The organism is Schaalia sp. 19OD2882, from assembly GCF_018986735.1.
Taxonomy (GTDB): domain Bacteria; phylum Actinomycetota; class Actinomycetes; order Actinomycetales; family Actinomycetaceae; genus Pauljensenia.
Map to the genome: position 1 here is coordinate 1,909,495 of NZ_CP065521.1, position 22,983 is coordinate 1,932,477.

16 protein-coding genes and 1 rRNA gene are annotated in these 22,983 nt (G+C 67.5%); 7 read left to right on the forward strand and 10 right to left on the reverse strand.

Features of this window, described 5'->3' with window-relative positions:
- The 5 genes from I6B53_RS08390 to I6B53_RS08410 form a co-directional block, all read right to left on the reverse strand.
- Nucleotides 1-1,536: ribosomal RNA gene (locus tag I6B53_RS08390) — 16S ribosomal RNA — on the reverse strand.
- Between the two features lie 343 nt (nt 1,537-1,879).
- Nucleotides 1,880-3,307, reverse strand: a complete 1,428-nt coding sequence (locus I6B53_RS08395) for an NADP-dependent malic enzyme (protein WP_216763797.1) — start codon at nt 3,305-3,307, stop codon at nt 1,880-1,882.
- 186 nt (nt 3,308-3,493) lie between these two features.
- Nucleotides 3,494-4,618 carry a sugar-binding protein gene (locus I6B53_RS08400; RefSeq protein ID WP_216763798.1) on the reverse strand — a complete coding sequence of 375 codons (1,125 nt, stop codon included), beginning with the start codon at nt 4,616-4,618 and terminating at the stop codon, nt 3,494-3,496.
- A 52-nt stretch (nt 4,619-4,670) separates the two neighbouring features.
- Nucleotides 4,671-5,936 (reverse strand): sugar ABC transporter permease, encoded by a 1,266-nt coding sequence (locus tag I6B53_RS08405; protein ID WP_216763799.1) that lies wholly within the window; start codon nt 5,934-5,936, stop codon nt 4,671-4,673.
- Between the two features lie 27 nt (nt 5,937-5,963).
- The gene (locus tag I6B53_RS08410; protein ID WP_216763800.1) at nt 5,964-7,514 is read right to left on the reverse strand and encodes a sugar ABC transporter ATP-binding protein; all 1,551 of its coding nucleotides are present in this window, start codon (nt 7,512-7,514) and stop codon (nt 5,964-5,966) included.
- Nucleotides 7,515-7,711: 197 nt separating this feature from the next.
- Between I6B53_RS08410 and I6B53_RS08415 the strand changes: the two genes are divergently transcribed.
- Nucleotides 7,712-8,887, forward strand: a complete 1,176-nt coding sequence (locus tag I6B53_RS08415; protein WP_216763801.1) for an ROK family transcriptional regulator — start codon at nt 7,712-7,714, stop codon at nt 8,885-8,887.
- Nucleotides 8,884-9,639 (forward strand): ATP-binding cassette domain-containing protein, encoded by a 756-nt coding sequence (locus I6B53_RS08420; RefSeq protein ID WP_216763802.1) that lies wholly within the window; start codon nt 8,884-8,886, stop codon nt 9,637-9,639. Before I6B53_RS08415 ends, I6B53_RS08420 begins: the two co-directional genes overlap by 4 nt.
- Before the next feature lie 15 nt (nt 9,640-9,654).
- Here I6B53_RS08420 and gatB read toward each other — a convergent pair whose 3' ends face one another.
- Genes gatB through gatC form a run of 3 tightly spaced genes read right to left on the reverse strand, consistent with a single transcriptional unit; the run spans nt 9,655 to nt 12,955 of the window.
- Nucleotides 9,655-11,151 carry an Asp-tRNA(Asn)/Glu-tRNA(Gln) amidotransferase subunit GatB gene (gatB, locus tag I6B53_RS08425; RefSeq protein ID WP_216763803.1) on the reverse strand — a complete coding sequence of 499 codons (1,497 nt, stop codon included), beginning with the start codon at nt 11,149-11,151 and terminating at the stop codon, nt 9,655-9,657.
- Nucleotides 11,151-12,659 carry an Asp-tRNA(Asn)/Glu-tRNA(Gln) amidotransferase subunit GatA gene (gatA, locus tag I6B53_RS08430; protein ID WP_216763804.1) on the reverse strand — a complete coding sequence of 503 codons (1,509 nt, stop codon included), beginning with the start codon at nt 12,657-12,659 and terminating at the stop codon, nt 11,151-11,153. Before gatA ends, gatB begins: the two co-directional genes overlap by 1 nt.
- Nucleotides 12,659-12,955 carry an Asp-tRNA(Asn)/Glu-tRNA(Gln) amidotransferase subunit GatC gene (gene gatC / locus I6B53_RS08435; protein ID WP_216763805.1) on the reverse strand — a complete coding sequence of 99 codons (297 nt, stop codon included), beginning with the start codon at nt 12,953-12,955 and terminating at the stop codon, nt 12,659-12,661. Before gatC ends, gatA begins: the two co-directional genes overlap by 1 nt.
- A gap of 76 nt (nt 12,956-13,031) precedes the next feature.
- Here gatC and I6B53_RS08440 point away from each other — a divergent pair, with 76 nt between their 5' ends.
- Nucleotides 13,032-14,297, forward strand: coding sequence for a phosphatidylserine/phosphatidylglycerophosphate/cardiolipin synthase family protein (locus I6B53_RS08440; protein ID WP_216763806.1), 1,266 nt, complete (start codon nt 13,032-13,034; stop codon nt 14,295-14,297).
- Nucleotides 14,298-14,307: 10 nt separating this feature from the next.
- On the opposite strand, the gene ligA is transcribed toward I6B53_RS08440, so the two are convergent.
- Entirely contained in the window at nt 14,308-16,671 is a 2,364-nt protein-coding gene (ligA, locus tag I6B53_RS08445; protein WP_216763807.1) for an NAD-dependent DNA ligase LigA, read from the reverse strand.
- 104 nt (nt 16,672-16,775) lie between these two features.
- Between ligA and I6B53_RS08450 the strand changes: the two genes are divergently transcribed.
- Both I6B53_RS08450 and I6B53_RS08455 read left to right on the forward strand, forming a co-directional pair.
- On the forward strand, nt 16,776-19,913 hold the full coding sequence (locus I6B53_RS08450; RefSeq protein ID WP_216763808.1) for an FtsK/SpoIIIE domain-containing protein: 3,138 nt from the start codon (nt 16,776-16,778) through the stop codon (nt 19,911-19,913).
- A gap of 145 nt (nt 19,914-20,058) precedes the next feature.
- Nucleotides 20,059-20,307 (forward strand): WhiB family transcriptional regulator, encoded by a 249-nt coding sequence (locus I6B53_RS08455; protein WP_216763809.1) that lies wholly within the window; start codon nt 20,059-20,061, stop codon nt 20,305-20,307.
- A 123-nt stretch (nt 20,308-20,430) separates the two neighbouring features.
- Here I6B53_RS08455 and I6B53_RS08460 read toward each other — a convergent pair whose 3' ends face one another.
- Entirely contained in the window at nt 20,431-21,912 is a 1,482-nt protein-coding gene (locus tag I6B53_RS08460; protein ID WP_216763810.1) for a sensor histidine kinase, read from the reverse strand.
- A gap of 59 nt (nt 21,913-21,971) precedes the next feature.
- Here I6B53_RS08460 and I6B53_RS08465 point away from each other — a divergent pair, with 59 nt between their 5' ends.
- Nucleotides 21,972-22,466 carry a DUF2505 domain-containing protein gene (locus I6B53_RS08465; protein WP_216763811.1) on the forward strand — a complete coding sequence of 165 codons (495 nt, stop codon included), beginning with the start codon at nt 21,972-21,974 and terminating at the stop codon, nt 22,464-22,466.
- Nucleotides 22,467-22,502: 36 nt separating this feature from the next.
- Entirely contained in the window at nt 22,503-22,982 is a 480-nt protein-coding gene (locus I6B53_RS08470; RefSeq protein WP_216763812.1) for an OsmC family protein, read from the forward strand.
- Nucleotide 22,983: the final 1 nt, after the last annotated feature.

The following is a 22,983-nucleotide window of genomic DNA, read 5'->3' on the forward strand; positions in this document are numbered from 1 at the left end:
AAAGGAGGTGATCCAGCCGCACCTTCCGGTACGGCTACCTTGTTACGACTTCGTCCCAATCGCCAATCCCACCTTCGACCACTCCCCCCAAACGGTTGGGCCATGAGCTTCGGGTGTTACCAACTTTCGTGACGTGACGGGCGGTGTGTACAAGGCCCGAGAACGTATTCACCGCAGCGTTGCTGATCTGCGATTACTAGCGACTCCACCTTCATGGGGTCGAGTTGCAGACCCCAATCCGAACTGAGACCGGCTTTAAGGGATTCGCTCCACCTCACAGTATCGCAACCCTCTGTACCAGCCATTGTAGCATGCGTGAAGCCCAAGACATAAGGGGCATGATGATTTGACGTCATCCCCACCTTCCTCCGAGTTAACCCCGGCAGTCCCCCACGAGTCCCCACCACAACGTGCTGGCAACATAGGGCAAGGGTTGCGCTCGTTGCGGGACTTAACCCAACATCTCACGACACGAGCTGACGACAACCATGCACCACCTGCACACCACCCCGAAGGCCACCACATCTCTGCAGTGTCGCGGTGCATGTCAAGCCTTGGTAAGGTTCTTCGCGTTGCATCGAATTAATCCGCATGCTCCGCCGCTTGTGCGGGCCCCCGTCAATTCCTTTGAGTTTTAGCCTTGCGGCCGTACTCCCCAGGCGGGGCACTTAAAGCGTTAGCTACGGCGCAGAAACCACGGGTGGCCCCCACACCTAGTGCCCAACGTTTACAGCATGGACTACCAGGGTATCTAATCCTGTTCGCTCCCCACGCTTTCGCTCCTCAGCGTCAGTAACGGCCCAGAGACCCGCCTTCGCCACCGGTGTTCCTCCTGATATCTGCGCATTCCACCGCTACACCAGGAATTCCAGTCTCCCCTACCGCACTCAAGCCAGCCCGTACCCACCGCACGCCCCCAGTTAAGCCAGAGGATTTCACGGCAGACGCGACAAGCCGCCTACAAGCCCTTTACGCCCAATAATTCCGGACAACGCTCGCGCCCTACGTATTACCGCGGCTGCTGGCACGTAGTTAGCCGGCGCTTCTTTACCCACTACCCTCAACTAGAACAAAAACTAGCCTTGACCATGGGCGAAAGAGGTTCACAACCCGAAGGCCTCCATCCCTCACGCGGCGTCGCTGCATCAGGCTTGCGCCCATTGTGCAAAATTCCCCACTGCTGCCTCCCGTAGGAGTCTGGGCCGTATCTCAGTCCCAATGTGACCGGTCACCCTCTCAGGCCGGTTACCCGTCAAAGCCTTGGTAAGCCATCACCCCACCAACAAGCTGATAGGCCGCGAGCCCATCCCCCACCAGAAAAAACCCTTTCCACCCCACCCCATGCGAGGCAAAGTGAATACCCGGTATTAGCAGCCGTTTCCGACCGTTATCCCAAAGAAGAGGGCAGGTTACTCACGTGTTACTCACCCGTTCGCCACTAACCACCCCAAGCAAGCTCAGAGCAGCCCGTTCGACTTGCATGTGTTAAGCACGCCGCCAGCGTTCGTCCTGAGCCAGGATCAAACTCTCCGAACAAAAACACTCGGAAAACCCCACCAACCAACCCCCCAAAACAAGAAAGCCAGCCAACAGGAATCCCAACCAAAAAACAACTCAAAACAAAAAACAGGCATAAACAAACAAACACGCTATCGAGTTCACAAACAACAACCACACAACCGAATCAGCAACTCACAAGCGCTTCTCCGAAAGGCGATCCGCGCCATGTTCCCGGGCCTTCGAGGCCCTGCCGTTCGGCGCAACGAGGAATACTTTAAGCAGGGTGTCGCGACCTCGTCAAATCAGTGACGGGTGAGGGTCGCCACACGCGTCCCCCACCCGTCGCCAGCGCCTTCACCCGGCGCACCGATCCGCAGCGTCAGCGGGTTCCCATGTGCTCCTGGACCGGAATGTCGATGGTCGGCAGATCGCGCACGGCCTTGCGGACGGCCTTGGACACCGCCAGCGGCACGCGCTCGTCGAAGACGCCCGGAATGATGTAACTGGCGTTCAACTCGTCAGCGGAAATGACTCCGGCAATGGCCACGGCGGCCACGCGGAGCACTTCGGTGGTGATCTCCTTGACCTTGGCATCCAGCAGGCCGCGGAACAGACCCGGGAAGGCCAGGACGTTGTTGATCTGGTTCGGGTAGTCGGAGCGCCCAGTGGCCACGATGCGCGCGTACTGGGCGGCTCCGATGGGGTCGACCTCCGGGGTGGGGTTGGCCAGGGCGAAGACGATGGCATCAGGAGCCATGGTGGCCACGTCCTCGGGCGCGAGGATCCCACCCTGGGACACGCCGATGAACACGTCTGCGCCCTTCAGCCCTTCCTTCAAGCCGCCGTGGACCAGGCGCGGATTCGTCGCCTCGGCCAGGGCCTTGCGCGAGGGGTGCATTCCTTCGGTCCTGTCGGCCGCCAGGGCGCCGGTGCGCCCGTAGCCGACCACGTCCAGTGCCCCTTGGGCGAGCAGCAGGCGAATGATGGCATTGCCGGCCGCACCCACGCCCGAGACGACGATGCGCACGTCCTCGATCCTCTTGCCGACGATTTTCAGGGCGTTGAGCAGAGCCGCCAGGACGACGATGGCCGTGCCGTGCTGGTCGTCGTGGAAGACGGGGATGTCGAGTTCAGCGCGCAGGCGCTCCTCGATCTCGAAGCATCGCGGCGCCGAAATGTCCTCCAGGTTGATGCCGCCGTAGGCCGGGGCGATGGCCTTGACGATGCGGATGATCTCCTCGGTGTCCTTCGTGTCGAGGACCACGGGCCATGCGTCGACGCCGCCGAATTGCTTGAACAGGACCGCCTTGCCCTCCATGACGGGCAGGGCCGCCTCCGGGCCGATGTCGCCCAGCCCCAGCACCGCGGTGCCGTCGGAGACCACTGCCACCGAGTTGGCCTTCATGGTGAGCAGATGCGCCTTCTGGGGTGAGTCGTGGATGGCCGTGCACACGCGGGCCACACCCGGTGTGTAGGCGCGCGAGAGGTCGTCGCGGTTGCGCAGCGGCACCTTGGAGGAGACTTCGATCTTGCCGCCGATGTGCGACATGAAGGTCTGGTCGGCCACCGAGGTGGTCCGCACGCCCTCGATGCCGTCCAGAGCGTCTTCGACCTCGCGACGGTGGGCGGAGTCGCGCGTGTCGCAGGTCAGGTCGATGACCAGGCGGCCGCGGTCCGAGTCGGCGACGTCCAGGCCCTTGACCTGGGCGCCGGTCTTGGTGACTTCGTCGACGATGGTGGCCACGGAGGCGCGGGTCTCGTCGAGTTCGAGCCTGTAGGAGGCGGTGTACGAGGGCGAAGTGCGCATCGAGTTCCTCTGTTCGGCGTCCCGTGCGGACGCGGTTTCTTCACGGATGGGACCATCGTATGGGCCCGCCGGATTCGCGGCGATGCACTGTCGTAGGCCGGACGAACCCCCGCCCTCGTCCGTTCCGGTTTGCAAAGGGATGCGGGGACGAGGGCGGGGGTCCAGGCGGTTGTCAGTCGGCGCGTCTCACTTGAGCAGTTCGAGGCGGGCCTTGTCGTCCTTGAAGACGTCCTTGACGTTGTCCTTGGTGACGACGATCGGGTCGAGGGCGTAGACGGCCACGTCGACCTTGCCGTTGTTGGCGCGCTCGGTCGGCTCGGGCAGGGCCTCGCCCTTCTGGAGTGCCTGGATCAACTCGACGGTCTTGACGACGAGGTCCTGGGTGGGCTTGGCCACGGTCGAGTACTGCTTGCCCTGCCAGATGGAGACCACGGACTCGTTCTCGGCGTCCAGCCCGGTGACCACGGGCAGTTCCTGGCCGGCCTGCTCGGCCGAGGTGAGGATGGCGCGTGCGATGCCGTCATTCGGTGAGAGGACACCGTCGATCTTCTTGTCGGCGTAGAAGCCGGACAGCAGCGAGTCCATGCGCGACTGGGCCTTGGCGTTGTCCCAGTCGGGGGTGGCGGCCTGGGTGAAGTCCATCTGAGCGGAGACGACCTTGAGGGTGCCGTCGTCGATCTTGGGCTTGAGGACGCTCATGGCTCCCTTGAAGAAGTTCGGGGCGTTCGGGTCGGCGGGGCCGCCGCCGAAGAGCTCGATGTTGTACGGGCCGTTGCCCTTCTTGGCCTTGAGGCCGTCGAGCAGTGACTGTCCCTGCAATTCACCGGTGCGCACGGAGCCGAATTGGACGACTGCATCCACGGAGGCGGTGTTCTCGATGAGACGGTCGTAGCCGATGACGGCCACGCCGGCCTCCTTGGCCTTGTCGAGGACCGAGCCGAGCTGGGTGCCGTCGATGGGGCCGACGACGATGACCTTTGCGCCCTGCTCGATCATGGCTTCGATCTGCTGTTGCTGCTGGGGGACCTTCTGGTCGGCGGACTGGACGAGGGGCTTGAAGCCGGCGGCCGTGAGCTGCTCGTTGAACATCGTCTCGGCCTCCTTCCAGTTCTGGGTGCCCAGCCACGGCAGTGCGACGCCGACCGTGGAGTCGGCGGGGAAGCCGGTGGTGCTCGCAGGTGCCGAGCCAGAGGCCGCCGTGTCGGTGCTGGCGCCGGAGGAGGCCCCTTCTCGGCCGCCACCGGAACATGCTCCCAGGGCGAGGGCGGCGACGGCTGTGAGCGCCAGCGCCCCGACAAGGTTCTTCTTCATGGGTCTTTCCTTTCGGGTGTGGGGAATTTGGACGAGTCAGTGCGACCGGTTCTCAGGCGTCGGTGCCCGAGGGGGTCGGTGTCGTGGATGAGGTCGGGGCCGCCTGTTCCTTGGATTTGAACCCCTTTGCCAGGTGGCCGAGGATCGAGGGCCTGCCCTGTTGCTTGTTGTAGACGTCGAAGGCCACGGCGGCCAGCAGCACCAGACCCTTGATGACCTGGGTCTTGTCTGCGCCGACGCCCATGAGCATGAGGCCGTTGTTGAGGACGGCCATGACCAGGCCACCGATCATGGATCCGACCACGGTGCCGATGCCGCCGGAGACCGCCGCACCTCCGATGAAGACGGCGGCGATGGCGTCGAGCTCCCACATGTTGCCGTCGGAGGGGCCTGCGGAGGTGGCTCGACCGACGAAGAGGATGCCTGCCAGTGCGGCCAGGAAGGACATGTTGACCATGACCAGGAAGTAGGTGCGGGCGGTGTTGACACCTGAGAGGGCGGCTGCGGCCTTGTTGCCGCCGACGGCGTAGATGTGGCGTCCGAAGGTCGTGCGCTGGGTGATGACGTGGTAGATCACGACCAACAGGACCAGGATGAGGCCGGGGATCGGGAAGGAGGTCCCCGGGCGACCGTGACCGAAGAGGTAGGTGAGATATCCGATGACGACGACGATGAGGGCCGAACGAACGGCGGGGATCCACACGGGGACCTCGATGCCGTGGGCCTGGGCGCGCGAGCGACGGCGGAACTCGGACCACACGAACCACACGGCGGCGGCGATTCCCAGGACCAGGGTCGAGTTGTTCATCTGGGTCCACGCGGGCCCCCATTCGGGCAGGTAGCCGGCGCCGAGGTACTTGAACTGGTCGGGCACGGGGGCCGAGATGGAGTTGGAGATCCAGATGACTCCACCGCGGAAGATCATCATGCCGGCAAGGGTGGTGATGAACCCGGGGATGCCGACCTTGGACAGCCAGAAGCCGTGCCAGGCCCCGATGACGACACCCAGGGTCAGTCCACCCAGGAGTGCCGCCCACCAGGGCAGCCCCAGATCCTTGATGCCCAGGGCGACGCACATCCCGACGAAACCTGCCACCGATCCGACGGACAGGTCGATCTGGCCGATGACGATGACCATGACCATGCCGATGGCCAGGATGAGGACGTAGGCGTTTCCGGAGACGAGGTTCTGGAAGTTGGAGGAGGTGAGCATGCGCCCACCGGAGACGAATTCGAAGGCGAGGACAAGCGCGAGCAGTGCGAGCACCATCGTGTACTGCTGGAGGTTGCCCCCGAGAACCTGCTTGAGGAACTTCATTGTCGCGGTCTTTCGTGGCAGGGGCGCTCAGTGCGCCGCAGGGGTGGTTGAGGATGTGGTCATGCGCCGCATGAGGGACTCCTGGTCCGCGTCGGCACGGTCGAGGACGCCGGTGATCTCGCCCTCGCAGATGGTGTAGATGCGGTCGCAGATCCCGAGCAGTTCCGGAAGTTCGGAGGAAATGACGACCACTGCCCGGCCCTGGTCGGCCAGGGAGAGGATGAGTTTGTAGATCTCGTACTTGGCGCCGACGTCGATGCCTCGGGTCGGCTCGTCGAGGATGAGGACCTTCGGGTCGGGGAACATCCACTTGGCCAGGACGACCTTCTGTTGGTTTCCGCCGGAGAGGGTGACCACCCCGGTGTGCGTGGTGGGGGCCTTGATCCGCAGGTCTTGGCGGTACTTCTCGGCGATCTGACGTTCCTTGTCCATGTCGAGCAGGCCGCTGGAGACGATGGCCTTGAGGTTTGCCGACACGATGGTCTGGCGGATGGTGTCCAGGAGGTTCAGGCCCAGGGTCTTTCGGTCCTCGGGGACGTATGCCAGGCCCTTGTCGATGGCCTTGGAGACGGTGTCCATGACCACTTCCTCGCCGTCGAGGACGACGCTTCCACCCACATGGCGCCCGTAGGAGTGTCCGAAGACGGACCTGGCCAATTCGGTGCGGCCGGCTCCCATGAGCCCGGCGAAGCCGACGATCTCGCCGCGTCGCACGTGGAAGGAGGCTCCCTTGACGGCCAGACGCCCCGGCACGGTTTCGGATTCGACGCTCCAGTTGCGCACTTCGAGCAGGATTTCCCCGATGTGGGGGGTGTGTTCGGGGTAGCGGTTCTCGATGGAGCGGCCGACCATGGCGCGGATGATCCGGTCCTCGTCGACCTCGCCGGCGACGACGTCGTAGGTCTCGACAGTACGTCCGTCACGGATGACGGTGACCGCGTCGGAGACGGCGGCGATCTCGTTGAGTTTGTGGGAGATCATCAGGCAAGTGATGCCCTTGCCCTTGAGTCCTTTCATGAGTGACAGGAGGTTCGCCGAATCCTCCTCGTTGAGGGCCGAGGTGGGCTCGTCCAGGATGAGGACCTTGACGTCCTTGGACAGGGCCTTGGCGATCTCGACCAGCTGCTGTTGGCCGACTCCGAGGTTCTTCACCGGTGTCGTGGGGTCGACGTCGAGGCCGACCCTGGCCAGCAGGTCGATGCTGCGGACCTTGGCGGCGTCCCAGTCGATGAGGCCGCCTCGGGTGATCTCCGAGCCGAGGAAGATGTTCTCGGCCACGGAGAGTTCGGGGATGAGGGCGAGCTCCTGGTGGATGATGACGATGCCGGCCTTCTCCGAGGCTTTGATTGAGGAGAAGGTCTGTTCGACCCCGTCCAGCACGATCCGCCCGCCGTAGGAGCCGTGCGGGTGGACGCCGGACAGGACTTTCATGAGGGTGGACTTGCCGGCTCCGTTCTCTCCACAGATGGCGTGGATGTCGGCTCTGCGCACGGTCATGGTCACGTCGTCGAGGGCGCGCACGCCGGGGAACTCCTTGACGATGTGTTGCATTTCGAGGATGACGGGGGCTGTTGTCATCTCTCCTCCAATTCGTCGATGAATCGGTGACGGACTTCACTGCCCATCCATTTGGAACGATAGGTCCCCCACGACCTTGAGATCAAGACTTGAACGCAAGCGTGACCAGATCGTTACATCTCCGAACTCAACAGATGTCGGACACCTCCGCGGACTCCCACAGGATCATGCGGCGAAAGTACTGCTAGCGTGGGGGAATGAGTTCGACGAGCATCGCGCCGGGATCACCGTCATCCCTTCGCGAAGCGAACTCTGCACGCATCGTCGACTCGGTCAAGAAATTCGGACGTATCACCCAGGTCGAACTGGCCGCCGCCACGGGCCTGTCCCCCGCGACCGTGTCCAACATCGTCAAGCAACTCACCGCCAACGGCGTCGTGCGCACCTCCACCACCATCCGCTCCGGCAGGCGCGCCCAACTGGTGTCCATGGCCACCTCCTCCTCCCTGTGCGTGGGGATCCACGTGGGACCGCGGCACCTGAGCATCGAAGTGGCCGACGAGAGCCACGAGGTCAGCGCCGGCCAACGCCTGCCCCTGCCCAGCAACCACAGGGCCGACACGACCCTGGACAGGGCGGCGCTGCTCGTCATGGAACTCGCGGAGAACGTCGACTCCACCCTGTCGGAGGTCAATGCCCTCGCCCTCGTCCTGCCCCTGCCCGTGGACCCCGCCACGGGGACGCCCTCGCCGGGAGGACACATGGCGGACATGTCGGACTGGGAGAATCTCGATGTGGCCGGGGTCCTCGGACGCAGACTCGGCGCCCCCGTACTCGTCGAGAACGACGCGCACGCCGCAGCCCTGGGCGAATCCCGCTTCGGATCCTTGCGCGGAGTCGACAACGCCATCTACGTCCACGCCTCGCACCACGTGGGCGCAGGACTGGTCGTCGACGGCCGCCTGCACCGCGGCAACCGCGGGCTGGCAGGACAGATCGGGCACGTCCAGGTCGACCCCGCAGGGATCATCTGCCGCTGCGGATCGCGCGGCTGCCTGGAAACCGTCGTCGGCGCCGACGCCCTGCTCGGCCTCATGCGCATGAACCGCTCCATCCGTTCACTGGCCGACATCGTCCGGGGCGCCAACGAGGGCGACCCGGGGTGCCGACAGGTCGTCGCCGACGCCGCCGCCGCCATCGGCGCCGTCGTGGCGGACCTCGCCGTGGCCACCGCCCCCACCCACATCGTCCTGGGTGGAGAACTGGCCTCCACCGGAGACGTCTTCCTCACCCCCGTCAACGAAGCACTCTCGCGACGCGCCTTCCTGCCCACGGACATCGCGCTGACCACGACGACCCTGGAAGGACGCGCCGAGGTCCTCGGTGCGCTGGCCCTGGCACGCGAGACCGAAACCGAGGCAGGTCGACGATGACCCCACCCTTGCTGGAACTGCACGGCCTGACCAAGCTCTTCGGCGGTGTCGAGGCCCTCGTCGACGTCGACCTGACCCTCGACAGGCACGAGATCGTCGCCCTGGTCGGTGACAACGCCGCCGGGAAGTCGACGCTGGCGAAAATGGTCACCGGGGTCGAACAGCCCACGCGCGGACGGATCCTCGTCGACGGGCAGCCGGTGACGATCCCCTCGCCGCGTGCGGCCTTCACCCTGGGCATCGCCACCGTCTTCCAGGAACTCGCCCTGTGCGACAACCTCGACGTCACGGCGAACATCTTCCTCGGCAGGGAGATCCGCACAGGCGACCGCCTCCTCGACGAGGCCACCATGGAGAGCCAGGCCCGCCGCTTCCTGGACGCCCTCGGCTCGCGGATCCCCGACGTCCACGCGCCCCTCACGCAGCTGTCCGCCGGACAACGCCAGTGCGTGGCCATTGCCCGCACCCTGGTCGCCGACCCGCGGATCGTCGTCCTGGACGAACCCACCGCCTCACTGTCGGTGGCCCAGACCGCCGAGGTCCTCACCCACGTGTCGGGACTTCGGGACCTGGGGCTGGGGGTGATCCTCATCAGCCACAACCTTGCGGACATGCGGGCCGTGGCCGACAGGATCGTCGTCCTGCGCCATGGGCGCATCAACGGGCGATTCGACGCCTCCCGGGTGAGCACCGAGGAGGTCATCGCAGCAATGACAGGGGCCAGGCGCTACCGGGACACCCCTCGCGCCTGACCCCCGCCGTGCGCCTCAGGCGCCGACCATCTCCATGATGAGTTCGCGCACGCGGGCGGCGTCGGCCTGCCCCTTCGTCGCCTTCATCACCGCGCCGACCAGGGCGCCGGCCGCCTGGACCTTGCCGCCCTTGATCTTCTCGACGATGCCCGGGTTGGCCTCCAACGCCTCCTGGACGGCAGCGGTCAGGGCTCCCTCGTCAGAGACCACCTCGAGGCCGCGGGCCTCGACGACCTGGACGGGTGAGCCCTCGCCGGCAAGGACACCCTCGAGGACCTGACGCGCCAGCTTGTCGGTGAGGCGCCCGGAATCCACCAGGCCCTGCAACTCCGCAATGGCGGCGGGGGTCACGGGCATGTCCGCCAAGGAGGTCTCGCTCTCCTTGGCCTTGCGCGCCAATTCGCCCATCCACCACTTGCGGGCCGCACCCGCGGGGCACCCGGCCGCCGTCGTCGCCTCGATGAGCTCCAGGGCCCCGGCGTTGACGACGTCACGCATCTCCATCTCGGAGCAGCCCCACTCCTGGCGCAGACGACGCCTCTTGGCCACCGGCAGCTCCGGCAGGCCCGCGCGCAGCTCTTCGACCCACTCGCGCGAGGCGGTCACCGGCACCAGGTCCGGCTCGGGGAAGTAGCGGTAGTCCTCGGCGTCCGACTTGCCACGTCCGGGTGAAGTCGAGCCGTCGTCCTCGTGGAAGTGGCGGGTCTCCTGGATGACGATACCGCCGCCGGACAGGATCGCCGCCTGACGCTGGATCTCGAAGCGGACGGCCCGCTCGATGGAACGGAAGGAGTTGACGTTCTTCGTCTCGCTGCGCACGCCGAAGGGGGCCTGCGGGTCGGGGCGCAGGGAGACGTTGATGTCGGCGCGGACATTGCCGCGCTCCATGCGCGCCTCGGAGACCTCCAGCGCGCGAAAGATGTCACGCAGGGTCTGGACGTAGGCGCGCGCCACCTCGGGGGCGCGCTCGCCGGCGCCCTCGATGGGGCGGGTGACGATCTCCACCAGGGGCACGCCGGCACGGTTGTAGTCCACCAAGGAGTACTCGGCCCCGTGGATGCGTCCGTCCGCGCCACCCACATGCGTGTTCTTGCCGGCGTCCTCCTCCATGTGGGCGCGTTCGATCTCGACGCGGAACAAGGTGCCGTCCTCCAGCTCGACATCCACCCATCCGTCATGGGCGATGGGCTCGTCGTACTGGGAGGTCTGGAAGGCTTTGGTGAGGTCCGGGTAGAAGTAGCTCTTGCGCGCAAAACGGCAGGTCTGCGCGATCTGGCAGTTCAAGGCCAAGCCGATCTTGACCGCGTACTCCACCGCAGTGCCGTTGACAACGGGCAGCGAGCCGGGCAGGCCCAAGGAGACGGGGGTGACGTGCGTGTTCGCTTCGCCGCCGAAGGCGTTGGGGGCGGCGTCGAACATCTTCGTGGCCGTGCCCAGTTCGACATGCACCTCGATGCCGAGGACCGGGTCGAAGTCGGCGACCGCACGATCAAAGTCCATGAGTTCGGTCATCACAGGGTCTCCTCCCAGGTGGCGGCGGGGCAGGCGGAAGCGACGTCCTCCACCAGCGTCTCGACGAGGGCGGCAACCTCGTACATCTTCAGGTCGGCGTGCGCAGGGGCGATCACCTGGAAGCCGATGGGCAGTCCCTGCCCGTCCAGGCCGCAGGGCACGGACATGGCCGGCACACCCGCGAGGTTGGCGGGGATGGTGGCGATGTCGTTGAGGTACATGGCCATCGGATCGTCGATCTTGTCGCCGAAACGGAAGGCCGTGGTCGGTGCCGTCGGGGAGACGAGGACGTCCACGTCGGCGAAGACACGGTCGAAGTCACGCTGGATGAGGGTGCGGACCTTCTGGGCGCTGCCGTAGTAGGCGTCGTAGTAGCCGGCCGACAGGACGTGGGTGCCCAGGATGATGCGGCGCTTGACCTCGTCGCCGAAACCCGCTTCACGGGTGGCGGCCATGACGCGCTCGGCGGTGACGGGGCCTTCGCCGGGTTCGACCCGGATGCCGTAACGCATGCCGTCGAAGCGAGCCAGGTTCGAACTCACCTCTGCGGGCATGATGAGGTAGTAGGCGGCCAGCGCGTAGTCGAAGCTCGGGCAGGAGACCTCGACGATTTCAGCGCCCGCCCCGCGCAGTTCGTCGACGGTGGCGGTGAAGGAGGCCAGGACCTCCTCCTGGTAGCCCTCGCCGGACAATTCGGTGACCACTCCCACTCGCAGTCCCTCCAGGCGCCCGGCCCCGGCCACACGAGCCACCGCCTGGCCAAGGTCGGGTACGGGGGCGTTCAGCGAGGTCGAGTCCAGCGGGTCGTGTCCACCGACCAATTCGGTCAGCGCAGCGGCGTCGGCCACCGTGCGGGTGACCGGGCCGATCTGGTCCAGGGAGGAGGCCATGGCGACCAGGCCGTAACGGGAGATTGCACCATAGGTGGGTTTGGCGCCGACGGTGCCGGTGACCGAACCCGGCTGGCGGATGGAACCACCGGTGTCGGAGCCGAGCGCCAGGGGCACCATGAAGGCGCTGACCGCTGCCGCCGAACCGCCGCCCGAGCCGCCGGGAATGTGCTCCATGTCCCACGGGTTGCGAGTCGGCCCGAAGGCGGAGTGTTCCGTGGACGAGCCCATGGCGAACTCGTCCATGTTCGTCTTGCCGACGATCGGCAGGCCCGCCGCCTTGATCCTGTCCACGACGGTTGCGTCGTAGGGGGGCAACCAGCCCTCAAGGATCTTCGAGGCGCAGGTGGTGGGCATCCCGCGGGTCACCATGTTGTCCTTCAGGGCGATGGGCACACCCGCCAGCGGGTGCAGCTCCTCGCCTGCTCCCCGGCGACGGTCGACCTCGGCGGCGGTGGCCAGGGCGCCCTCGCGGTCGATGTGGAGGAAGGCGTTGACGCGGGGATTCAGGGCCTCGATGCGGTCCAGGCACGCGGTGGTCAACTCCACCGCGGTGATCTCGCCGGCGCGCAGCGCAGCAGCCAGGTCCAGGGCGGTGCGTGCAAGGAGCTCGTTCATCAGTCCTCCTGAAGGATCTGCGGGACGAGGAACATGCCGTCCTCGCTGGCGGGGGCCTGGGCCAGGACCTCGTCGCGGTCCAGGGTCGGGCCGACCACGTCGGCGCGCCACACATTCGACAGGGGAATCGGGTGCGAGGTGGCCGGAATGTCCGGGGTGGCGACCTCGGAGACCTTCGCCACCGCGGAGGCGATGACGTCGAGTTCACCGGCGATGCGGGTGATCTCCTCGGGGGTCAGGGCGATGTGGGCCAGCCCCGCGACGCGGGCGACCTCGTCAGTACTGATGCGAGACATGGTCGAAAGCCTACCCGCCTCGCGGCTGCCCGGGCCCCGCCCGGCACCCCGGCGGGCCCCCCACTAGGCTGTCGCCATGAAGTGGCGTCCCTCAGCGATCCTGTCCCCCCGGGCCATCACCGTGGTCAAGAACGCCGGCAAGGCCCTGGTGGCCGCGCAGGTCGCCGCACTGGTCACCGTGCACCTCGTCGACCACGTGCGCAAGCAACGTGTGCCCGGCGGACGTCACGGATTCCCCACCCTGCCCCCGGCGGACACCCCGATCGCGCACAATGTCGTGCGCACCTACACCGAAGGGCACTCCCTGTACGCGGACATGCTGGCCGAGATCGAGTCGGCGAAGAAGTACGTCTACTTCGAGACCTTCATCTGGCGTTCGGACGAATGGGGGCAGCGTTTCAAGGACGCCCTGGTGGCAGCTGCCAGGCGCGGGGTGGAGGTCCACGCCATCTACGACGGTTTCGCCGTGCTCAACCAGCGTCTGGCCTTCTACAGTTTCCCGGACCTGCCCCACCTGCACATCCTCCGCTTCCCCGTCTTCCGCCCGGGGATGCTCACCCTGAACCTTCGGCGAACCGGGCGAGACCACCGCAAGATCCTCGTCGTGGACGGCGCAGTGGGTTTCGTGGGCGGATACAACATCGGCAACCCCTTCGCCAACGAGTGGCGGGACACCCACGTGCGGGTCAGCGGTGACGCCGTGTGGGAGTTGGAGAACGGGTTCATCGACTTTTGGAACCACTTCAGGAAGCGTCACCACCCGGTCCTGGCCGACATCGGCGCCAAACAGTGGGCCGCCGAGGTCACCGCCGCCTTCAACATGCCCAACCGGATCCTCTACCCGGTGCGGGGCCTGTACGTGGACGCCATCGAGAGGGCCACCCACCACGTCCTCATCACCCAGGCCTACTTCATCCCCGACAGGGAGATCCTCGGCGCTCTCAAGGCCGCCGCCGGGCGAGGGGTTCGCGTGAAGGTCCTCATCCCCGAGTTCTCCAACCACATCCTGGCCGACTGGGTGGCCCGCCCCTACTACGGGGAGCTGCTGCGTGAGGGCATCGAGATCTGGCTGTACCAGCACGCCATGGTCCACTCCAAGACGATGACGGTGGACGGGGTGTGGTCCACCGTGGGTACGGCCAACATCGACCGCCTGTCCCTCATGGGCAACTACGAGGTGAACATGCAGTTCTTCTCCCCGGAACTGGCCGCGCGCATGGAACAGGTCTTCGACAACGACCTGACCACGGCCCGACGCCTCACCATCGAGGAGTGGGACGCCCGCAGTTGGGCCACGCGGATCCTGGAGCAATTGGTCCAGCCCTTCCAGGTCGTCGTCTGAAACCCCACGGTCACTGCACTCCCACGGCTGCGGGCCCGCCCTGGAGAAGCTGCTCGAAGAGGTCCGCCGAGATGACCGGCACCCCCAGCGCCTCGGCCTTGGAGGCCTTGGACCCTGCGCCCTCGCCGGCGACCACCAGTGAGGTCTTCTTCGACACGGACCCGGCCGCCTTGCCGCCGCGGGCGACGATCGCCTCCTTGGCGCTGTCACGGTCGTGTCCGGGCACCGCGCCCGAGACGACGATGGTCAGTCCTGCCAGGACGTCGGAGACGGGGGCTGAGGCCTCGTCCACCATGCGCACTCCGGCGGCCGCCCACTTCTCGACGATGGCGGCGTGCCAGTCGACCTCGAACCACTCGTGCAGGGAGGAGGCGATGGTGAGCCCGACGCCCTCGACTCCGGCAAGGTCTTCCACACTGGCCTCACGCAGGGCGTCCATGGAGGGAAAGGCTCGGGTCAGCGCCTGGGCGCCCGTGGGGCCCACATGTCTGATCGACAGGGCATTGAGGACTCGCCACAGGGGCTGGTCCTTTCCGCGTCGCAGCTGCTCGAGCATGTTCTCCAAGCCCTTGGAGGGGCGCTCCTCGGAACCCTTGCGGTAGGAGCCGTCCGCCTTGCGCGCTCCGGAGGACCAGAAGAATCGGGTGTGTTTCCACCCCGCCTCGACACCGGTGGAGTCCTTGACGCTTTTGGGGAAGGGCCCGTGCTGCCAGACGCGGAGCCCACGCACGGAGTGGATGTCCAGGTCGAAGAGGTCGGCCTCGGAGGTGAGCACTGGAGCCTGCGGGGCGGGCAGCAGGGCCTCGGCGTGGGCGAAGAGGTCGGCGTGGTCCTCGGCCTCCACCGCGTCCGGGTCGAAGGAGATGACGGTGCCCTCCTCCAACAGGACGGGGCTTCCGGCGACCAGGGAGGCGACGACCTGGTCCCTGTTTCCCTCCGGCTGGGTCAGGGCCAGGGCGGATTCGTCCCCCAGGCCTTCGACGTCCAGGCACTGCCGGGAGCCGATGAAGGCAAGGCGTTGGGTGATCTGGGCCGGACATGAGGCCTGGTTCGGGCAGCGCAGGTCCACGTCCTCCTCCTTGGCGGGGGCCAGCAGGGTGCCGCAGGAGGGGCAGTGGGTGGGCATGACGAACGGGCGTTCACTGCCATTTCGGGCGTCGACGACAGGGCCCACGATCTCGGGGATGACGTCCCCGGCCTTGCGCAGGACGACGAGGTCGCCGACGAGTACGCCCTTGCGGGCGACCTCGCTGGCATTGTGCAAGGTGGCGCGCGAGACATTCGATCCTGCCACGAGAACCGTCTCCATGACACCGAAGGGGGTGACCCGGCCCGTGCGGCCGACCTGGACGCGGATGTCGAGCAGGCGGGTGTGCACCTCTTCGGGCGCGAACTTGTAGGCCACCGCCCAGCGGGGAGTTCGCGAGGTGGTGCCCAAGGAGCGTTGGAGCGCCAGGTCGTCGACCTTGACCACGACTCCGTCGATCTGGTGGTCCAGGCTCCGGCGCAACTCGCCGATCCGGGCAATGCGCTCCTCGATTGCCGCCCGTCCCGTGACCAGTCGGGTGTGGGGGGAGACGGGCAGTCCCCACTCTTCGAGCTGCCGGTACCAGCCGTGTTGGGTCGAAGGTGCTTCGAAGGTGCGCTCCCCCACGTCCAGGGCGCCGATGCCGTGGGCGAGCATCGCCAAGGGGCGGGAGGCGGTCACCGACGGGTCCTTTTGGCGAAGGGACCCGGCCGCAGCATTGCGCGGATTCACGAAAGGCTTCTCACCTGCGGCGACACGGACCCGGTTGAGTTCGTCGAAGTCGGTGACCGGGAAGTGGACCTCGCCGCGGATCTCCACGCGGTGGGGGTGCTCACCGCCCGCGAGGTGTTCGGGGATGCAGCCGATGGTGCGCACATTGGCGGTGACGTCCTCACCGACACGGCCATCCCCTCGTGTGGCGGCGCGCACAAGGCGGCCGTCCTCGTAGACGAGGTTCACGGCAAGACCATCGACCTTGACCTCGACGGTCATGGGGACCTCGCGGCCCACTTCGCCCGCCACGCGTTCCTCCCATGCCGCCAGTTCCTCCAGGGAGAAGACGTCGTCAAGGCTCAGCATCCTTTCGCCGTGGGTGACGGGCGCGAAGGCCGACTGGGCGCTGCCGCCCACTGAGGCCGTGGGAGAGTCGGCGCCGGCGAGCTGTGGGAATGCGGCCTCGATGAGTTCGAGCTCGCGGTAGAGGGCGTCGTAGGTGGCGTCGTCCAGGGTTGGGGCGTCACGGTCGTAGTAGGCGGCGCGCGCCCGGGTGATGGTCGCGGCCACTTCCTCGTGCCTGGCTCGTGCGGCGTCAAGGTCCGTGGGCACTGGATTCGTGGCGACAGTCATGGCGACATTGTCCCCCATCCACAGGACGTTCCCCCAAGGGGCATTGTCCACAGGCCGTGCCGGCGCCCCTTGTGGCACGCCACGCGGTGGGTGAGCCTCGGACCATGAACGGTGAGGATCACAGCGTACGCGCCGCCGAGGCCCTGGCCTGCGCGGCCCACCTCGCCTGCGTCCGCGGCCCGGACCTCGGGGTCGTCATCCCCCTGCGGGAGGGGCTGGTCCTCGGGCGCGAGGGCGAGGTTCCGCTCACTGCCCCCTCACTCTCACGCCGCCACCTCCACGTCCTGCCGAACCCGCAGACCGGGACCCCTTCCGGAGGGCGGGGGCGAGGGCGGGGGCTGGCCCGGGTCAGCGACGCCGGATCGACCAATGGGACCCGAGTGCGCTCGGGACGAGGCCCCCTGTGCCTTCGCAGACGACTCCGGCCTGGTCGGGCCGTCTCCCTTCGGGCCGGCCAGGTGCTCGTCATGGGCGAGGACTGGTTCCTCCTCCGCGAGCGCCCCAGGGACCTCGCATGGCACGGCCCGGATCCCGCGCCCACTGCCCGCAGGCGCTTGCCCGGGACGCTCGTCCTCCTTCTTCCTCTCGCATTGTTCGGAGGCTGGAGGATCTGGGCCCTGACCTCCGGGCAGAATGCCCCCTGGGTCGGGCCGCTGCTTCTGGGCCTGGCCGTCCTGGCCGCCGTGGTCTGCCTCATCTGGTTCTGGCGGCGCCGTCGCAGACACCGCGCCCGGTGGGGCGTGCGGGACGCGGCCGCCCTCGCGCTCACGCTGGCATCCCGGGCGGCCCACACGCCCGGCGCGCTCCAAACTCCCCACCCGGCCCGGGATGCAGGAGGGGCCCGCACGGGGAAGCAGGATCTCGCCGGATGGAGCGCCGTTGCCGGTCCCCGGGCCCCCGTGCTGCGCACCAGCCTCACGGGCAGGCCCGGATTCGCCGGACCAGGCGCCCTTGCCGCCGCCAGGTGGTGGATCGGCCAGGTGGCGGCCACCACCGGGGGCGCCACTGTGCACGTGGGTGGTCATGTGGGCGAGGGCCCAAGTCGCTGGCTGCTCGGCGACGGGAGCGCGAAGGTCCATCTGCTCACCCGCGACGACCCGCTTCCCAGTGGTCCAGGCGCGGGCGCCGACACGCACATGGTCGGTGTGGCACCCGAGGCGGCGCAGCTTCCTCCGTGGTGCGACACCGTCGTGGACGCCCCCGAGGACCCGGTGTGCCAGACCTGGTGGTGGCAATGCGTGCGGGCGGCGGAGGACTCCTCCACCCTGCCGACCCAGGTGGATGCCCTCGAACTGTGGGAACGCAGCACCGCACCCCGCCGGGGCCTCGGAACGGTCCTCGGGGTGGACGCCCGGGGTCCACTGGCGCTCGACCTGGTCGAGGACGGGCCGCACGCCCTGGTCGCGGGCACCACAGGGGCCGGCAAATCCGTCGCCCTGACGACCTGGCTGCTCGGCATGTGTCGCGAACACGGTCCGGACCGGGTGCGACTGGTGCTCGTCGACTACAAGGGAGGGGCCGCCTTCGGGCCACTGGTCGACCTTCCCCATGTCGAGGCGGTGCTCACCGACCTCGACGAGGCCGCCAGCGAAAGGGCGTTGCGCGGACTGGAGACCCACCTGCGCAGACGTGAAGCCCTCCTGCGGGAGGCGGGGGTCGCCGACCTTTCCGGGTGGGAGGCTCTGCCCGATTCCCCTGCCTTGCCCCGTGTGGTCGTCGTCATTGACGAGTTCCGGGTCCTCGCCCAGGCCCATCCCGGTGTCATGGAGGCACTGACCCGTCTGGCAGTCCAAGGACGCTCCCTGGGAATGCACCTCGTCGCCGCCACCCAGCGGCCCGCAGGAGCGATCACCGCGCAGATGAAGGCGAACATGGAGCTCCGCGTGGCACTGCGCTGCCTGGATGCCGCCGAGTCCCTGGACGTGTTGGGCAACACGGTGGCCGCCTCGCTGCCACGGATCCCGGGCCGCGCCGTCATCCCCGCTGTGGCCCCGGGGCGCGGCGAGGTGCAGATCGGCCATGTGGCCGACCCGGGCGCGCTGGTGACCTCCATCGCGCACCGGTGGCGGCGGGCCGCAATCGAGTCCTCGCCCCTGTGGATCCCGCCGCTGCCGCTCCAGCTCCAGTGGTCGCAATTGCCCGCAGGCGCTCTCGCCCTGGTGGAGGACCTCGAGGCGGGCACTCATTCACCCCTGCAATGGTCGGGCGGGCACGTGCGCGTCGAAGGGCCACGCGCCTTGGCCGGCGAGCTCGCCCGGGCGGCCACGGCGCTGGCCTCGCGAATCGCCGCGCAGCAGGAGCTGCCCCTGCACGGGGTGCTCCTCCAGGGGCGCATGGAGGTCGACTCCTGCCCGGACCTGCTGCTGTCCTCACTCGTGCGCCCCACCGTGGCCGAAGGTGTGGGCGACTTCGCATGCCTTGTCGAGGAGATCGCGGAGCACGGGCCGGGGGTGTTGCTCATCGACGACCTGCCCGGCGCCATCGCCGCCCTTGAACGTCGCCTCGGCCCTGCGGCTCGGGACCTGGTCGCCGCCGTGCTGGCCCGCCCGCGGGAGGAAGGGCTGGTGGTCGTGGCCGGCACTCCAGGTGGACTCGGGGCGGAGTTGGGGTCGGCCTTCGCCCAGCGGCTCGTCACCGCCACGAGTGCGGATGAGTTGCTGCGACTGGGGGTGGCGCGCGCACCAGTGCCCCCTGACGTGCCGGGACGCTTCCTCACCGGGGCTTCGCGTCTGCGGGAGTGTCAGGTTCCCATTGCGCCTTGTCCTGCCGGGATGGAGGGAGTCTGGGGTGTGCGTCCCACCGTCCCGCACTCCGACCATTCGGTCTGCATCGGGGCCGAGTGGAGCCCTGTCAGCGCACGGGAACTCGCTCCGACGACACTTGCCTCCCCCCTTGAGGTCCTCACGGACGACCCGCAGTGGATGGTCGGTGTCCTTGAGCGGTGGTGCGCGTCGAGCGGCGTGGAACTTGCCCTTGACGAGGGTGGGGGCGAGGCCGGGGACACGGCCCTGCACGTGCGGCTCCGACCCGGTGACCACTGGAGCAGAATGCGCCTGAACACACGGTCAGTCGCCCTCGTCCACGATCCCGGGCCGGAGGTCATGCGCATCCTGCAGCAGGTGAGCATTCACAGCTCCCTTGCAGTTCGCGCCCAGCCCCGAGGCCGCAACTGCGCCGTTTTCCTGCACAGCGGGGTGCTCCACCGGGCACGTCTGCACATGTCACCATTACCCGGAAAGTGATCACTCCCACATACCACTTCTATGACTATGTGAACGTCAACTCTTGCCCAGAGGTCAGACATGTCAGAAACTTGTCCCTGTTGCACGCTCGTCACCGACCGAGCGCATGTCATTCATCCAATCAGAGCACAGGAAGGAACACGTCATGGATTGGCGGAGCAAGGCAGCATGTCTGACCGTGGACCCGGAGCTGTTCTTCCCCATCGGGAACACCGGACCTGCAATTGCACAGGCGGCCCAGGCAAAGGCGGTGTGCCACCAGTGCCCGGTCCAGTCCGTGTGCCTGCAGTGGGCCCTGGACAACAACCAGGACTCCGGCGTGTGGGGCGGCATGAGTGAGGAAGAGCGTCGCTCCCTCAAGCGCCGCGCAGCCCGCGCCCGCCGCAACTCCTGAAGCGCGACACCCGAACGCGCAGAACACCCGACGAAGGGGCCCGCGCCTGCGGGCCCCCTTTCGCATGTCCGCACCCCCGGGTTGCGGCTTGCGACCCCCGACGCGACTGCCCTCGCCAGAGCCTCATTCGACGCGCATCCGCAGGGACACCAGCGTACCCCCGCCCTCGCGCGGGGAATAGTCGATCGACCCCTGCAGCTCTCCGCGCACCATCTGCCGCACGATCTGGGTGCCCAGTCCGCTCATGGGCGAACCCGGCTCGAAGCCGGCGCCGTCATCGGCCACGGTGACCACCAGCGTCGACTCATCGCCGTCCGCCTCACCCTTGCCCCGCCCTCGTCGCGCATCCACCCACACGTGGCCGCCGCCGTGCCTGAAGCCGTGCTCCACGGAATTCGCCACGAGTTCGTTCAAGACGGTGGCGAGCGCCTGGGCCTGGGCGGCACGCACCGTCCCGAAACCACCCGTGGTGACGACCTCCACCTGGTGGTCGGTCGTCGACACCGCACCCGACATGCGCACCACGGAACGGGCGACCTCGTCGAAGGACACCGACTCGTCGACATTCTGAGACAAGGCGTCGTGAACGGTGGCGATCGCCTGGACGCGGCGCTCCGCCTCCGTCAGGGCCTCCTTGACCGCGTCCTGTCCGGAGCGCCTGGCCTGCAGGCGCAGCAGTGCCGAGACCGTCTGCAAGTTGTTCTTCACCCGGTGGTGGATCTCGCGGATGGTGGCATCCTTCGTCATCAGCTCCTGTTCGCGACGTCGCACCTCCGACACGTCACGGGTCAGGATGACGGCTCCCAGGCGTTTGCGCCCCTCCACCAGGGGCAGGGCCCGCATGGTGACAGTGGAGGCATGGGCGTTGATCTCCGCCCGCCACGAGGCGCGCCCCATGACGACCACCGGCAAGGACTCCTCGATGACGGTCTCCTCGCCGACGACCTCGGTGATCTCCTGGACGAGGATCTTGCCCACGGGGTTGTGGCGGATGCCCAGGCGCCGCAGGCAGGACATGGCGTTCGGCGTGGCCTTGATGACGCGCCCCTCCGGGTCCATCAGGACCACCCCGTCCAGGACGCGCGGCACGCCGCGGGTGGTCACTGTCGGAGTCGAGTCGTAGGGGTACTCGCCGCGGGTCATCATGTGGCACAGGATGTCCGCCGCAGAGTCGGTCCACCCCTCGAAGCCCAGGGCAAGGCGCGGGGAGGACAGATTCGCCTCCCGCGTGACCACGGCAATGACCCTGCCGTTGCGCCACACGGGCACACAGGTCTCCATCATCGAATAGGTGCCCGCCCACCTGGCCGAGGAGGAGCGCACGACCTGCCCAGTCACCAGAGCGCGCCGCATGTCGACCTCGCGGGCGGTGGGCAGGTACAGACCGATGATGTCGTCGACGTGCACGGTGGAGGAGGTGGCCGGACGGCAGTGGGCCACGGCGACGAACCGGTCGTCCCGTGTGGGCAGCCACAGGACGAGGTCGGCGGCGGACAGGTCGGCGAGGACCTGCCAGTCGGCCAGGAGCAGGTGCAGCCAGTCGATGTCCTCGTCACTGAGGGGGATGGACGAGGCCTGCTCGGCCAGTTGCGTCAGGCTTCTCATGTGGCAGAGTCTAGTGGTCGAGGACGAACGCCCCGACGACGAGCGAGCCTGGAGACACCGTGGACTTCACCCGAACACTTTCCTACCCCGCCTTGCCCGACGAGGTCGCCGCCATGTGCCTGGACGAGGCATACTCCCACCTGCGCGCCTCCAAGGCCGGCATGAGTGAGGTCGAAGTCTCCACCCGTGGGACCACCGTGACCACGACGATCGTCGTGCCGACACAGAACATCCCCCAGATCGCCCTCATGCGTCTACCCGAAGGCGCACGCCCGACCCTCGTCCTGACCGACACGTGGGCCCGCGGCGAGGACGGCCTGTGGCACGGGACCTTCAGCGTCGAGGTGCCGCACATGCCGGTCGAGGCGCGTGCGGAGTCGGTGCTGCGCCCCACTGGCCAGACGGCCACGCTGCGGGAGATGACCGGGCAGGTGCATGTGCGGGTTCCCCTCTTCGGCCCGCGCATCGAGACCCAGGTGCTCGATCGCCTCGACGTGCTCCTGCGCGCGGAGGTGGACTGCGCCACTGAATGGCTCGCCCGCCCGGCCCTGTGAGTCGCGACGAGGGCGCCCTCGTCGCACAATGGGCACATGACGACCACTGACCCGACACGAACCCCCTCCGCGCCCACCCCCTCTGCACCCGCCGCTGAAAGCGGCCCCGGCCCCGCCCTGTACCTCGAACGCACCGGCACCCGCCAGTACGTGGCCCGCAACGCCCGCGGCGCCGAAGTGCTCATCGGTGACGGCCCAGGCCGCTTCTCCCCCGGCGACCTGCTGAAACTCGCGCTGGCCGGCTGCAATGCCATGTCTTCCGATGCGCGCCTGGCCGCTGCCCTGGGCGAGGACTTCGCCCAACTCGTCGGCGTGTCCGGCAACTACGTGAAGGCCGAGGACCGTTACGAGTCCTTCCAGGTGGAACTGGTCCAGGACCTCTCCGGCATGGGGGAGGAGGACGTGGCTGCCACGCTGCGCCGGGCCGAGGCCGCCATCGACCGCAATTGCACGATCGGCCACTCATTCGCACACGTCATGCCGTACACGCGGGCCTTCACCTCGGAAGAGGTCTGAC